Annotated in this window: 14 protein-coding genes; 5 read left to right on the top strand and 9 right to left on the bottom strand. The window is 65.3% G+C overall.

Annotation, left to right across the window (positions count from 1 at the left end):
- Positions 1 to 13: 13 nt before the first annotated feature.
- The 9 genes from AC5Y39_RS15900 to AC5Y39_RS15860 form a co-directional block, all read right to left on the bottom strand.
- Complete coding sequence (locus AC5Y39_RS15900) at positions 14 to 2,083, bottom strand: FAD-dependent oxidoreductase (RefSeq protein ID WP_500018897.1); 2,070 nt, start codon at positions 2,081 to 2,083, stop codon at positions 14 to 16.
- A gap of 55 nt (positions 2,084 to 2,138) precedes the next feature.
- Positions 2,139 to 3,221, bottom strand: coding sequence for an NAD(P)H-dependent amine dehydrogenase family protein (locus tag AC5Y39_RS15895; RefSeq protein WP_500018899.1), 1,083 nt, complete (start codon positions 3,219 to 3,221; stop codon positions 2,139 to 2,141).
- A gap of 7 nt (positions 3,222 to 3,228) precedes the next feature.
- Positions 3,229 to 4,356 (bottom strand): NDMA-dependent alcohol dehydrogenase, encoded by a 1,128-nt coding sequence (locus AC5Y39_RS15890; RefSeq protein ID WP_500018901.1) that lies wholly within the window; start codon positions 4,354 to 4,356, stop codon positions 3,229 to 3,231.
- A 91-nt stretch (positions 4,357 to 4,447) separates the two neighbouring features.
- Complete coding sequence (locus AC5Y39_RS15885) at positions 4,448 to 5,002, bottom strand: Cif family virulence factor (protein WP_500018903.1); 555 nt, start codon at positions 5,000 to 5,002, stop codon at positions 4,448 to 4,450.
- On the bottom strand, positions 5,002 to 5,208 hold the full coding sequence (gene fdx, locus AC5Y39_RS15880; RefSeq protein WP_500018905.1) for a ferredoxin Fdx: 207 nt from the start codon (positions 5,206 to 5,208) through the stop codon (positions 5,002 to 5,004). Before fdx ends, AC5Y39_RS15885 begins: the two co-directional genes overlap by 1 nt.
- A 10-nt stretch (positions 5,209 to 5,218) precedes the next feature.
- Positions 5,219 to 6,574: a lanosterol 14-alpha demethylase gene (cyp51, locus tag AC5Y39_RS15875; protein WP_500018906.1), complete on the bottom strand. Its 1,356-nt coding sequence runs from the start codon at positions 6,572 to 6,574 to the stop codon at positions 5,219 to 5,221.
- A complete protein-coding gene (locus AC5Y39_RS15870; RefSeq protein WP_500018908.1) occupies positions 6,574 to 7,392 on the bottom strand; it encodes an SDR family oxidoreductase in 819 nt (272 codons plus the stop codon). The genes cyp51 and AC5Y39_RS15870 overlap by 1 nt, the downstream gene beginning before the upstream one ends.
- Complete coding sequence (locus AC5Y39_RS15865) at positions 7,392 to 8,600, bottom strand: cytochrome P450 (protein WP_500048260.1); 1,209 nt, start codon at positions 8,598 to 8,600, stop codon at positions 7,392 to 7,394. Before AC5Y39_RS15865 ends, AC5Y39_RS15870 begins: the two co-directional genes overlap by 1 nt.
- Positions 8,594 to 9,187 (bottom strand): TetR/AcrR family transcriptional regulator, encoded by a 594-nt coding sequence (locus tag AC5Y39_RS15860; protein ID WP_500018912.1) that lies wholly within the window; start codon positions 9,185 to 9,187, stop codon positions 8,594 to 8,596. The genes AC5Y39_RS15865 and AC5Y39_RS15860 overlap by 7 nt, the downstream gene beginning before the upstream one ends.
- 177 nt (positions 9,188 to 9,364) lie before the next feature.
- Between AC5Y39_RS15860 and AC5Y39_RS15855 the strand changes: the two genes are divergently transcribed.
- The 5 genes from AC5Y39_RS15855 (at position 9,365) to AC5Y39_RS15835 (ending at position 14,190) form a co-directional block, all read left to right on the top strand.
- The gene (locus AC5Y39_RS15855) at positions 9,365 to 10,831 is read left to right on the top strand and encodes an aldehyde dehydrogenase (protein WP_500018914.1); all 1,467 of its coding nucleotides are present in this window, start codon (positions 9,365 to 9,367) and stop codon (positions 10,829 to 10,831) included.
- Between the two features lie 72 nt (positions 10,832 to 10,903).
- A complete protein-coding gene (locus AC5Y39_RS15850; protein WP_500018916.1) occupies positions 10,904 to 11,653 on the top strand; it encodes an SDR family oxidoreductase in 750 nt (249 codons plus the stop codon).
- Between the two features lie 11 nt (positions 11,654 to 11,664).
- On the top strand, positions 11,665 to 12,546 hold the full coding sequence (locus tag AC5Y39_RS15845) for an NAD(P)-dependent oxidoreductase (RefSeq protein WP_500018918.1): 882 nt from the start codon (positions 11,665 to 11,667) through the stop codon (positions 12,544 to 12,546).
- 2 nt (positions 12,547 to 12,548) lie between these two features.
- A complete protein-coding gene (locus AC5Y39_RS15840; RefSeq protein WP_500018920.1) occupies positions 12,549 to 12,992 on the top strand; it encodes a carboxymuconolactone decarboxylase family protein in 444 nt (147 codons plus the stop codon).
- Positions 12,982 to 14,190 (top strand): hypothetical protein, encoded by a 1,209-nt coding sequence (locus AC5Y39_RS15835; protein ID WP_500018922.1) that lies wholly within the window; start codon positions 12,982 to 12,984, stop codon positions 14,188 to 14,190. Before AC5Y39_RS15840 ends, AC5Y39_RS15835 begins: the two co-directional genes overlap by 11 nt.
- Positions 14,191 to 14,330: the final 140 nt, after the last annotated feature.

The following is a 14,330-nucleotide window of genomic DNA, read 5'->3' as shown; positions in this document are numbered from 1 at the left end:
TTCTTTCGACAGTTCAGATGGCACAGGCTGCCCGTGCGCCGTCTTCGGTGGCCTTGCGAATCAGGCCAAGTCCCGTGCAGTCGCCGGCAGCGCTGACCTTCAGGTGCGGCAGCTCGGCCGTCAGCGCATCGTAGAGCGACGTGTCGGGCGTCAGCGATCCGGCCAGCACGACATTGTCGACGCCAAGCTCACGCGGCGAGCCGGCTGCAGGCTGAAACACTAAGCCGTTGCGGGTAATCCGGGTTACCGTTGCACGCACGTGCACGGCGACGCCGAGCCGATCGAGCCGGTCCATGTGCTCGGTCTTGCGTTTGTCGCCGATCTCCGGCGCGATCGTCTTGTCCGCTTCCAGCACCGTCACCAGACGGCCGCGGGCTGCGAGGAACTCGGCCAGTTCCAGCGCCACCAGGTCGGCGCCGACGATCGCTACCCTGCGCCCCAGCGGTAGCCACGCGCGGCTGGCCGCCCGCACGACATCAGGCCGGACAAGACGTCGTCCCCATCCGGACAACACCTTCGCACCGAGCTGCTGCCACCGCGGCTGCGCCGGATTCGGTTGTCCGGCAAGCAGTTCTCGGAGCATCGGCCCTGTGGTGACGTGAGGAAGATCCGCACCGGGGATCGACGGTGTGACCACCTTGCCGCCGGTCGCGACGATCACCGCGTCCGGCGCTGCCCCGACGACATCAGCAGTTCCGACGGCGTGGCCCAGCTGTACGTCGACTGCGGCGTCGGCGATCTCGCGACGCAGATACCGCAGGAACGGCTCGTTTTCGGGATGCAATATCGACGCCCACAGCAGCGCGCCGCCGAGCTGCCGGTTGCGTTCGAACAGAGTGACGCGGTGGCCGCGTTCGCTGGCCACGCGTGCGGCCTCCAGACCGGCCGGACCCCCTCCGACCACCACTACGCGCTTGCTGTGTGAGGCGCGATTGATGCCGAGCTCCCGCTCCTTGCCGGTGCGCGGATTGACCGCGCAGTCCACCGAAAACCGTTGCTCCATTGCGTCGATGCAGTTCTCGCATGAGATGCAATACCGGATGCGGTCCGCGCGGCCGGTCTGCAGCTTGACCGGTAGCTGCTCGTCGGCGAGCAGCGGTCGGCCCATCGCGATGAAGTCGGCTTGACCCTCGGCGAGAATGCGCTCGGCGCGGCGCGGATCGTGGATGCGGCCCACGGCGATCACCGGCACGTCCACCACCTGTCGCACGGCTGCAGCGGCGCCGACGTTCAGCGCGTCGCCGTCGTCGGCGCTGTTGACCATTCCGGTGACCAGCCGGTCGATCACGCCGCCGCTGACGTGGAAAGCATCCACCCCGGCCGCCGCCAATTGCGGTGCGATCAGCGCGGTGTCGTAAATCGGTCGGCCGCCGGCCACCCGCTCGTATCCGGAGATGCGCAACGTGATCGGGAAGTCGTTGCCGACCTCGGCGCGGATCGCTGCGAGCGTCTCGAGCACGACCCGAATCCGGCCTCTCACCGAATCACCGCGATACTCGTCGGTGCGCCGATTGCGCTGTGGGGCAAGGAAAGAGCCGAGGAACATGTAGCCGTGTGCGGCGTGCAGTTCGATGCCGTCGTAGCCCGCCTCCACGGCGCGTCGCACCGCGGCCTTGAAAAGGTCGATGATCTCGACGATCTGCTGCGGGGTGGCTTCCGCTGAGGGCCGCCCGGTCAAATAGGACGGGATCACCGACGGCCCGAGCGACGTCACCCCGTGCATCTCTGGGCCGAGTCCGTCGGGACCGGCGTGCACAATTTGCGGCTGGATCTTTGCGCCGTGTACGTGCACGGCGTCCACCAATGCACGGTGCGCGGCCACCGCAGCGTCGGTACCCAGATGCAGGCCGCCGGGAGTCTCCGGGTGCAGTGGATCAATCCCGGTGGCGCCCACCGTGATCAGGCCGACGCCGCCGCGGGCGCGAGCCGCGAAGTAGTCACGCGTGCGCGGCGAGGGCAGCCCGTCGGGAGTTCCGTACATCGTCTCCATCGGCGACATCACCAACCGGTTGCGCACGGTCATCGTGCCGATCCGGCCGGGCGCCAGCAGATGCGGGAACTGGTTCGCCGAGCGTGCGCTCAATGCGAAATCTCGGCCGAATTTTCGCGCTGGACTCACGTTCGCGGAGCCACCAAGGTCATCTCGCGGCGAATCGGCCGGCGAAGGCGCGCAACGGAAGGTCGGCACTGGTGACGATGCCGGCAGGTGCGTCGACGACGGCGCGGATCGCGTTGAGCGCAGGCATCCCGGTGACGGTCATACCGATGGACGCGAACGCCTGCGGCGTGCTGAAGTCGGTTCCCGGCTTCGGCAGGATCATGTGCTTGCTGTAGATCACCGGGTCGCCGTCGATCTTGGTGATGTAGCAGCCTTGGATGTCCCAGTGCGGTTCGGTGTGCGGGGTCATCTGCCACTCCAGGCGCAGCTCGACGCGCGGCACGCCGTCTGCCTTACCGACGTACGAAAAGGCACTGCCGCCAACGGATCCCGCGGGCAGCTGGTACCAGCCCAGATCGACGTCCTTGGTGCAGGCGCCCAGCTCGTATTCGAACACCACCTCGTCCAGCTGCATGTCGAGGCAGTCGGCCATCATGCGCACGCCGTCCTCGAACACCCGGGTGCCGAGTTCCAGCATGCGCGGCACTTCCGGATCGTCGACCGGGCGGCCGTAGCCGCAGTTCGCCCACGTCGGCGCCGAGTGGTGGCATGAGACGTCGACCGACTCGATGCACGTCACCTTCTCGATGTCGGCCACGTCGGCCGAATGCACGATCGTCAGAATCTGGGCCAGACCGGGATTCATGCCGGTGCCGTAGAACGTCGCATTCCCCCGCTCACACGCGGTCTGCAGGACCTGCGCTTCGGTGCGCCCGTCGGCCAGTCGGTGGTTGGTGTTGCGGTGGTGTCCGGTCACCCAGTCGGCCGTGGTCACCACGTTGATGCCCGCCTCGAGCACTCTCTCGTACAGCTCGACGTCCGGCCAAACCCCATGGAACGTCACACAATTGGGCTTGGCCGCCACGATGTCGTCGACCGAGCCGGTGGCTGTCACCCCGATCGGCCCGATGCCGGCGATCTCTCCGGCATCGCGGCCGACCTTATCGGCGGAGTAGCAATGCAGCCCCACCAGTTCCAGGTCCGGGTGCTTGGTGATCCGCTTGATCATCTCGGTGCCGACGTTTCCCGACGCCACCTGGAACACACGGACCGGAGCCGGCATGGGTGGCCTACCGGTCGGCTTCGGTGTAGCGGATCACGCCGCGAATGTTGCGGCCGTCCAGCATGTCCTGGTAGCCCTCGTTGATCTGCTCCAGCTTGTACTGCCGGGTGATCATGTCGTCGAGATTCAGCTTGCCAGCCTTGTACATCGACAGCAGCAGCGGAATGTCGTGGTGCGGGTTGCCGCCGCCGAAGATGGTGCCCTGCACCCGCTTCTGCATAAGGGTCAGCATTGCCAGGTTCAGCGTGACGTTGGTGTCCAGCAGGCTGCCGATGGCGGTCAGCACACAGGTGCCGCCCTTGGCCGTGATGTTGACGTAGTTGTCGATGTCCTGGCCGTGCAGCTCACCGACCGTCACGATCACCTTCTGAGCCATCAGCCCCCAGGTGACCTCGGCGATGCCGCCCAATGCGGACTCGATGTCCGGATAGACATGCGTCGCACCGAATTTCAGCGCCTGGTCGCGCTTCCACTCGACCGGGTCGATCACGAAGATCCGGCGTGCACCGGCGTTGACCGCACCCTGCAGCGCGGCCATGCCGACCCCGCCCACACCGACGATCGCGACGTCGTCGCCGGGGCGCACGTCGGCCGAGCGCGTCGCCGACCCGTAACCCGTGGTGACACCGCAGCCGACCAGGCAGGCGACCTCGAATGGAATCGACGGGTCGATCTTCACCACGGAGCTCTTGTGCACCACCATGTACGGCGAGAAGGTGCCCAGCAGCGTCATCGGGAAGACGTTGTGGCCGCGGGCCTGGATGCGAAACGTGCCGTCGGAGACCGCTGCGCCGTTCAGCAGACCGGCGCCCAGGTCGCAGAGATTGCGCATTCCCGCCTGACAGGACGGACACCGGCCGCACGACGGGATGAACGACAGCACGACGTGGTCGCCGGGCGCGATGTCTTCGACGCCGGGGCCGACCTCGGTGACGACGCCGGCGCCCTCATGTCCGCCGAGCACCGGGAAGCCGCCCATGGGGATGCCGCCGGTGACCAGGTGGTGGTCGGAGTGGCACATGCCCGACGCTTCCATCTGGATCTTGACTTCGTCCTTGACCGGGTCGCCGATCTCGATTTCCTCAATCGACCACGGTTGGTTGAACTCCCAGAGGAGAGCGCCTTTAGTCTTCATCCGAGTCCTGCTTTCAGTCAAACGCGGTGTATGTACTTTCCAGCGACAGCGTAGTTAGGTGGCTCACATAGGGGCCAACCGGGTGGTTGGCTCACCAGATGGGTACCGGGGCCTTGCCGAGTGGGAAGTACCCCGGCACTTTCTCACCGGACAGGCCGCGTTCGATGCGCTTCTGCATGCCCGCACTCAGCTTGCCCGCTTTGATCAGATCCATGTACAGGGCCGAGACATGGCCGAAGTCGAAGAAGTCGCGCTGCCATTCGATCTTGACGGTCCCGTCGGCGTCGGTGAGCCGGAACCAGCTGCCGCCGATGCCGTACACCTCCTGCTCGGTTCCGTCCGCACTCGTCGCAACTTGCTTCCAGAAGCCGACGACCTCGCCGATCTTGTCGTCGATGATCACCCGCTGATACGGGTACCTCCAGCCCTCCAGGCCTTCCATTTCCTGGCCGAGCGCGATTTCGCGGATCTCGTCGATCCCGACGCACATCACGTCTTCCTTGGGGCCGATGTTCCAGCCGTACGTGGCGTCGTCAGTGTAGAAGTCGGCGAGGCCGCGCCAGTCGCTCTTGCGTTCGGCTTCGCGGTTGGCCTCGAGCCACTTCTCGACGAAGTTCTCCAACTGCTCACGGGGCAATGACGGCATCAGTCTTCCTCTTCTCGGATGGACAGCGCTTGAGTGGGGCAGGCCCAGACGGCTTGTTCGATTTCGGCTCGATCTTCTTCGGGCGGGCGGTCGTTGAGGATCTGCACCTGTCCGCGCTTGGGCACCTTGAAGTAGTTCGGCGCCTCGACTTCACACATCGCATGGCCCTGGCACAGGTCAAGGTCCACTTCGATTCGGTAGCCCATCATCGCCTTCCTACCGCTTGCGGTAGCGGACCTTGGCGGGCTGGGCCAGCTGCACCACCATCTTCGAATGGTCGTTGCGGTAGCTCTCCGACGGCTGTGCCATTTCGAACTCGTACTCGCGCAACAGCACCGAGAAGATCGCCTTGATCTGCATCGTGGCGAATGCCGCGCCCACGCAGCGGTGCCGGCCGGCGCCGAACGGAATCCATGTCCAGCGGTTGATCAGGTCCTCTTGGCGCGGCTTTTCGTAGCGGTCGGGGTCGAACACGTCGGGGTCAGGGAAGTCCTCGGGAATCCGGTTGGAGATCGCCGGCGACGCGGCCACCAGATCGCCCTCGTGAATCGGGAAACCCGCAACCTCGAACTCGCCCTTGGCCACCCGCATCAAAATGATGAGCGGCGGATGCAGCCGCAGCGTCTCCTTGAGCACGTTCTCGAGCTTGGGAATCTGGCGCAGCGCATGGAAGTTCACCGCTTGACCGTCGGCGTAGAGATCGTCGAGCTCCTGGATCACCTGCGCGTACACGTCGGGGTGACGAAGCAATTCGATCAGCGTCCACGACGCGGTGCCCGAACTGGTGTGGTGGCCGGCGAACATCAGGGAGATGAACATGCCTGTGACCTCGTCGGCCGAGAACCGGGCGCTGCCGTCCTCGTTCTTGATCGACACGAGCACGTCGAGCATGTCGCGCTCGCTTTTGTCGGCCGGCGGGTTGGCGACTCGGTCGTTCATGATCTGCTGCACCAGATCCACCAAGCCCTTACGGGCCTCGTCGCGGATGCGGAAGCTTTCGATCGGCAGGTACGGATCGACGTAGCACAGCGGATCGGTGCCGCGTTCGAGTTGATGGTAGAAACGCGCGAACCGCGAGTCGAGCTGATTGCGGAACTTCGGCCCGATCAGGCACGCGGTCGACGTGTAGATGGTCAGCTCGGCGAAGAAGTCGAGCAGGTCGATTTCACCTGTGTCGCCCCAGTTTTCGATCATGCGGCGCACTTCCCGCTCGATCGTGGTGGCATGGCTCTTCATGTGTTCGCCGCGCAGCGCAGAGTTGTGCAGCATCTCCTTGCGGCGTTCTGGGCTGGCGTCGAAGACCACGCCCTTGCCGAAGATCGGCGTCATGAACGGATAGGCCTCGGCCTGGTCGAGTTCCTCGTCGGAAGAGCGGAAGAAGAACTCGTTGGCCTCCGCGCCGGACAGCAGGATCACGTGCTTGCCCGCCAGCTGGAACCAGCCCACGTCGCCGCATTCGTCGCGGACCCGCTGCATCAGCCCGATCGGGTCGGTGCGGAACTCCTCGAGGTGGCCGTGTTCGTCCTCACCACCCGAAACGCGTGGGACTTCTTTCAGCTCTTGGCTTGTCATCATGACTCCGAATCCGGGTACTTGAGCTGCTGGTGTTCTTTGGCATTCGCCAGCGGCGCCTCGGGCTGCACCTCCATGGACACGATGTAGCCGCCGCGCGGCGTTTCGGCGACGAACGCGATCGCCCGCGCCAGATCTGACGCACGCAGGAAATAGTCATGGCGGGCTTGTCCCCACTTGGCCCAGTCCTCGAGCATCGGGCCGATGGATTCCGGCGGAAGACTCCATCCCATACCGGTTTTCGTCGGTCCGGGATGCACGATCGATGCCCGCACCCCAGTGCCCTCCAGTTCCATCTGGAAGTTCGTGACCATCGCGATCAAGGCCGCCTTGGCCGCGCCGTATGCCCCCATGTGCGGCCGTTGGCGCAACGCGACATCGGAGCCGACGAAGATCACGTCACCGCGCTGGCGTTCGACCATCCCAGGCAACACAGCCGTGGCCAACCGATTGGCGCCGATCAGGTGGATCTGGATTTGCGATTCGAAAGTGTCGGTGCTGATTTCGTGTAGCCGGCCGAAGAAGGTGTCACCTGCGCCGGCGACCAGCACCTCGATGTCGCCCAGCTCGTCTGTGGCCCGGTGCACGAACCCCTTGACCGACTCCGGGTCGGTGACGTCGAGCGGAAGAGCGACCGCCTCGCCGCCGTCGGCGCGGATCTGCCGGGCGATCTCGTCGCATTTGTCGACGCGCCGTGCACCGAGCGCCACCGGAAATCCGCGCCGGCCGAGTTCGACGGCGGTCGCGGCACCGATGCCCGACGAGGCGCCGGCGACGATGGTGGGGCGCCGTTTGGGATGCGGCTCGAATCTCGGCATCAGTTGGTCTCCACCGTGATCGGCAGGTGCGCGAACCCGCGGACATTACTGGAATGCACTCGCACAGCCCCGTTCTCGTCGACCTCGTAGTGGCTGATGCGCTTGAACAATTCGGTGAGCGCTACCCGGGCCTCCATGCGGGCGAGGTGTGCGCCGAGGCAGAAGTGCGCGCCACTGCCGAAACTGACCAGCTTGGAACCGATCTCGCGACCGATCCGGTACTCGTCGGGGGCGTCGAACACCCTGTCGTCGCGATTGGCGGAGCCGGGCAGCAAAAGCAGCGTGTCGCCGGCCGGAATCGTAGTGTCGTAGAGCGTCAGGTCTTCGGCGACGTGGCGGGCGAGAATCTGGCTGGACGTGTCATAGCGCAAGGTTTCCTCGACCCACAGCGGAATACGCGAATGGTCCTGGTATACCGGCGCGAGTTGATCCGGGTTCTTGTGTCCCCAGTAGACGGCGTTGGCCAGCAACTTGGTGGTGGTTTCGTTGCCGGCGACCACCATGAGCATCAGAAACGCCATGATCTCTTCGTCGGTGAGCCGGTCGCCGTCGATCTCCGCCTCCAGCAGCGCAGACGTAAGATCGTCGGTCGGTTTGGCGCGGCGTTGCTTGACCATGTCGGCGTAGTAGGTCATCAGCGTGACGGACGACTCGATCGCCGAGGGCGGCACGTCGGCAATGCCTTCTTCGCGGTGCAGCACTCCGTCGGCGAGCGCGCGGATGTCGGCGCGGTCGGACTCTGGCACCCCCATCAGCTCCGAAATCACGTCCATCGGCAGCTTGCCGGCGAATTCGGTGACGTAGTCGAAGCTTTCGGCCTGCAGAGCCGAATCGAGGTGCAGCACCGCCAGTTCGGTGACCCGTGGCTCGAGTTCGCGGATACGCCTGGGAGTGAAGCCTTTTGACACCAAGGTGCGCAGCCGCAGGTGTGCCGGGTCGTCGAGTGCGAGAAAGGACATCACCCGGTGGGCGTGCGGCGTGCGGGAGATGGGGTCCAGCGACACGCCGTACACGTTCGAAAGCTCTTTGGTGTTGCGGAAGCCCTGCAGTACGTCTTTGTGCCGCGACAGCGCCCAGAAGTCGAGTTCGTCGTTGCGGTACAGCGGCGCCTCGTCACGCAACCGTCGGTAGACGGGATACGGGTCCTCGTGGAAGTCGTAGTCGTAGGGATTGAAAACGACTGCGTCTGAGGCGGTTTGCGTCACCACTCGGCCCCTCCCATGATCAGCCCGATCACACTGTCGAGCCGGTCGGCCATCTGGTAGTAGGTCAGCGACTTGGTGCCGGCCTGCACCAGCGCGCCGTAGAAAATCATCTCCAGCGTGGTCAGCACTTCTGGCCACGCACCCGGACCCAGGGCAGACGCGATGCGCCGGCGCACCTCAGCGCCGATCTTGTCGCGCACCACCTTGACTTCGGGTTCGTCGCCCATCAGTGCGGTGGTGGCCGCGGCCGCCAGCTCGGGTTCGTCGGCAACCAACAGCGCGAGCTCGCGCAGCTGGGCGGTCACTCGTTCCTGGGTGGTCTGGTTCACGTCGGTGAACATCGGCACCTCGCGGACCAGGCGCAGATACACCTCGGCGATCAACGCGTTCTTCGACGAGAAGTAGGTGTATGCGGTGGCCGGCGCCACGCCCGCCCGAGCTGCGACGGCGCGCATGGTGAGTTCCGAGTACGACGTCTCGCGCAACATCTCGACCGCGGCGTCGAGCACCTTGCGGATGGTTTCTTCTTGGCGGCGATTGCGTCGGCGAGCGCCCAGCTCTGTGACGGCGGTGACCGCTTCACTGGACATGTGTCCAAGATATAGCACGATCGCCTGCCGACACAAGCACGGCTGGTATTGCGCCCTTCAGCTGCGCTTTTGCAGTTGTAGCCGCCCTTTCGCAGGTCCCGCCCTTGCCTTTGCCGGGTTAGGCAACTACTGTCCGCAATAGCGTTAGCAGACACCTGTCCAGGGAGAATTCTGACAATGACCACATCGGCGACGAAGGTGACCGAGCTGTTGATCGACGGCGAACTCGTCGGCGCTGGCGGTGGCACGTTCACCACTGTCAATCCGGCCACCGAGGAGCCGCTGGGCGAGGCTGCCGATGCCGATGCTGCCGACATGGACCGTGCGATCGGAGCCGCCCGGGCCGCGTTCGACGAGTCGGACTGGTCGCGCGACGTCGAGTTGCGCGTGCACTGCCTGCGCCAGCTGCGTGACGCGCTGAACGACGAAATCGAGCTGCTGCGTGAGATCACGGTCGCGGAGGTCGGCGCTCCGGTGGCTCTCACCCACAGTGCTCAGCTACAGGGTCCGGTGGACGATCTCGCGTTCGCCATCGAGACGGCTGAAAGTTATTCGTGGACACAAGATCTCGGGTTGGCGTCGCCGCTGGGAATCAAGACCAAGCGCACCATCGTGCGGGAGCCGTTCGGTGTCGTCGGCGCCGTCACGCCGTGGAACTTCCCGCACCAGATCAACTTCGCCAAACTGGGACCCGCCCTCGCCGCCGGCAATACCGTGGTGCTCAAGCCGGCGCCGGACACCCCATGGTGTGCGGCTGAAGTCGGTCGAATCATCAAGGAGAAGACCGACATTCCGCCCGGCGTCGTGAACATCGTCACGTCCAGCGATCACCGCCTGGGTGCGCAACTGTCGGAGGATCCCCGCGTGGACCTGGTGTCATTCACCGGGTCCACCGCGACGGGCCGGGCCGTAATGGCCGCCGCTGCGCAGACCATCAAAAAGGTCTTCCTCGAACTCGGCGGCAAGTCGGCGTTCTTGGTGCTCGACGACGCCGACCTCAACAGCGCGTGCGCAGTGGCCGCGTTCACGGTCGCCACCCACGCCGGCCAGGGCTGCGCGATCACCACCCGGCTGGTGGTGCCGCGCGATCGCTACGACGAGGCAGTGGCGGCGGCGGCAGGAACGATGGCGGGGCTGGCGCCCGGTGACCCGACGGATCCGTCGACCATTTGCGGGCCGCTGATCTCGGCGAAGCAGCGCGACCGGGTTCAGGGGTATCTGGATCTCGCGCGCGAGGAAGGCGGGTCGTTCGCCTGCGGTGGCGGTCGGCCCGCTGACAAGTCGGCGGGGTTCTTCATCGAGCCGACTGTGATCACTGGCCTGACCAATGACGCCCGGGTGGCCCGCGAGGAGATCTTCGGACCGGTACTCGTGGTGCTGCCACACGACGGTGACGCCGACGCGGTCCGCATCGCCAACGATTCTCCGTATGGCTTGTCCGGCACGGTGTTCGGCGCTGATCCCGAGCGCGTGAACTGGGTGGTGTCGCGGTTCCGGACCGGCACGATCAATGTCAACGGCGGAGTGTGGTACTCCGGCGACGCACCGTTCGGCGGCTACAAGCAGTCCGGGATCGGCCGCGAGATGGGACTGGCCGGCTTCGAGGAGTACCTGGAGACCAAGCTCGTCGCGGAGGCCGTCTAGCGCCGAGTGTCTTTATGGCACGGAATCCGGCAAAAGGCGTGGATCAACTCGACTCTCGGCGGAAAGGAAGCAATGAGGTTCGACAACAAGGTCGCGATCGTCACCGGTGCGGGCGGCGGCATCGGCCAGGCATACGCCGAGGCGTTGGCGCGTGAAGGCGCCGCCGTGGTGGTCGCCGACATCAACGCCGAGGCGGCCGAACGGGTGGCCAAGCAAATCGTCGCCGACGGCGGCACGTCCATCCACGTGCCCGTCGACGTATCGGACCCCGAGTCGGCCAAGGCGATGGCGGACCGGACGCTGGCCGAGTTCGGCGGCATCGACTACCTGGTCAACAACGCCGCCATCTACGGCGGCATGAAGCTCGACTTCCTGATCACCGTCGACTGGGACTACTACAAGAAGTTCATGAGCGTGAACCTCGACGGCGCGCTGGTATGCACCCGCGCGGTGTACAAGAAGATGGCCAAGCGAGGTGGCGGCGCGATAGTCAACCAGTCGTCGACCGCGGCGTGGCTGTACTCGAACTACTACGGACTGGCCAAGGTCGGTGTAAACGGCCTCACGCAACAACTTTCGCGTGAGCTGGGCGGAATGAACATCCGGATCAACGCGATCGCACCGGGCCCTATCGACACCGAGGCCACTAGGACCACCACGCCGCAGGAGATGGTGGCCGACATCGTCAAGGGAATCCCACTGAGCCGCATGGGTACTCCTGAGGATCTGGTGGGCATGTGTCTGTTTCTGCTCTCCGATCAGGCGTCGTGGATCACCGGGCAGATCTTCAATGTCGACGGCGGCCAGATCATTCGGTCGTGAGGAGCTCGCAGATGAGTGGCGAGGAGCAGAACAGCACACCGAAACTCGGTTACATCGGGCTGGGCAACATGGGCGCGCCGATGGCTCGGCGACTGGTCGACTGGCCGGGTGGACTGATCGTGTACGACGTTCGCGCCGAGGCAATGACCCCGTTCGTCGATGCGGGGGCTCAGGCGGCTGACAGCCTCGCCGACGTGGCGGCCGCCGATGTCATCAGCGTGACGGTGCTGAACGACGAACAGGTTCGCGACGTGGTCGGTGAGCTGGCCCGGAATGCCAAGGGCGACACCGTGATCGCAATCCACTCGACGATCAGCGACGTGACCGCAGTAGAGCTGGCCAGAGAGCTCGAGCCGCAAGGCATCCACGTCGTCGACGCGCCGGTGAGCGGCGGCGGGGGAGCGGCCGAGAAGGGCGAGCTGGCCACCATGGTCGGTGCCCAGCGCGATGTCTATGAGCGGATCAAGCCGGTGTTCAAGCAATGGGCATCGCTGGTGATCCACGCCGGCGAGCCGGGTGCCGGGACTCGAATGAAGTTGGCGCGCAACATGTTGACGTTCACCTCGTATGCGGCAGCGTGCGAGGCGATGAAGCTCGCCGAAGCGTCGGGTCTGAGCTTGCAGGCGCTGGGCCGGGTGGTCCGTCACACCGACGCACTCACCGGCGGGCCCGGCGCGATCATGGTGCGTGAGGACATGAAACCGCTGACACCGGACCACTGGCTGTACGACGCGTTCACCCATACACGCGGACTGGGTGAAAAGGATCTCAGCCTGGCGCTGGCACTCGGTGACGCGGTCGACGTCGATCTGCCGCTGGCGGAGGTAGCTTTGCAGCGGCTCGCGGAAGGACTCGGCGTCCCGCACACCGCCGAGTCTCCATCGAAGGAGTGACCATGGACGAGTTGCGCCGCAAGGGCCTCGAGAAGATGAACGAGGTCTACGGCTGGGAGATGCCCGACGTGCAGGGCGACGAGTTCTTCGACCTGACCGTCGACCACCTCTTCGGCAGCATCTGGACGAGGCCGGGGTTGTCGATGCGCGACAAGCGAATCATGACCTTGACGGTGGTCACCGCTCTCGGCGAACAGGGCCTGGCCGAAATCCAGGTGAACGCGGCGCTGCAGAACGGTGAGCTCACCGAGCACGAGCTTTTGGAGATGTCGATTTTCCTCACGCACTACCTCGGGTTCCCGCGGGGCTCGGGGTTCAACGGCGTGGTCAAACGCGTGATCGCCAAGCACAAGAAGGCCGCTGAGAAGGGCGAAGGCGTCGACAAGAAGGCCAACGTGAACGCGGCGGTCAAGATGCACACCGGCAAGACATTCGATGACCAGTAGGTACGCCAGCCTCAGCCGCGACGAGCTCGCCCGCTTGCTGCCCGAGCTGCTGCTGATCGGGCAGCTGATCGACAGATCCGGAATGGCTTGGTGCATCCAGGCTTTCGGCCGCCCCGAAATGCTGCAGATCGCAATCGAGGAGTGGATGGGGTCCAGCCCGATCTACACCAAGCGAATGCAGAAGGCGCTGCGCTACGAGGGCGACGACGTCATCACGATCTTCAAGGGCCTCCAGCTCGACATCGGTGCCCCACCGCAGTTCATGGATTTCCGATACACCGTGCACGACCGTTGGCACGGTGAATTCCACCTCGACCACTGCGGGGCGTTGCTGGACGTCGAGCCGATGGGCGAGGACTACGTGCGCGGCATGTGCCACGACATCGAAGACCCCACGTTCGACGCGACCGCGGTGGCGACCAATCGCAGGGCCCAGATCCGCCCGGTGCACCGACCGCCGCGCGTGCCGGCTGACCGTCACCCGCACTGCCGGTGGACCGTCACCATCGACGATTCGTATCCACCGGTGCCCGACCACCCGGCTCTGGCAACAATTCGCGAAACACGAGCAGCCACAATCGAACTCGACCAGATCGATCCCGACGACGACGGGCAGGCGGACTACTCGGGGCCATTGGTGTCGGATCTCGACTTCGGCGCGTTCTCGCATTCGGCGTTGGTCCGCATGGCCGACGAGGTCTGCCTGCAAATGCATCTGCTGAACCTGTCGTTCGTGCTTGCGGTAGGCAAACGTGCGCGCGACGAACAGCAGGCTCGGGAGATCTGCACCAAGCAGCTGATCGGCATCGCGGGCGTGGCCGCCGAACGTATCCACCGCGCGTTAAACGTGCCCGTGTTGCGCGTCCTCGAACTGCACCCGCTGTTCAACCCCGCCGCGTACGTCGACGCGGAGTTCAGTGCCGACACCGTGCGGGTTCGTAGGTCGCCGGCCCACGACGACGGGGCGTGGATCGCGTTGTGCACGCCGGCGGAACTTCGACCGCTGCAAGCGATTGTCCGGGCGGTCGACCCGCACCTCGACGTCGAGCTCAGCGGGTCCGACACCGAGTGGTCAGCGCGCGTCGTCCGGCGCGGCGAGGCGGCACCGGAGTTCGGGGAGGTGTCGGTGGCCAAGGTCAGCCGCGGCGCCACGTTCGAGTTCGAGCCGAGGCGCTCGCTGCCGTTGACTGTGGTGTGACGGCGCGGCGCACGTTCGGGGGTGGCGAGCGTGCGGTCTTGCACACACGACACGGCGTGTCGGTGTACAGACACGCACGCTCGCGAAGCGAAGCTACAACGCACGCTCGCGGAGCGAAGCTACAACGCACGCTCGCGGAG

It is taken from the genome of Mycobacterium sp. NGS39, from assembly GCF_059812765.1.
Note: the sequence above shows the minus strand (reverse complement) of the source record. Positions and strands in the feature narration are given on the sequence as shown.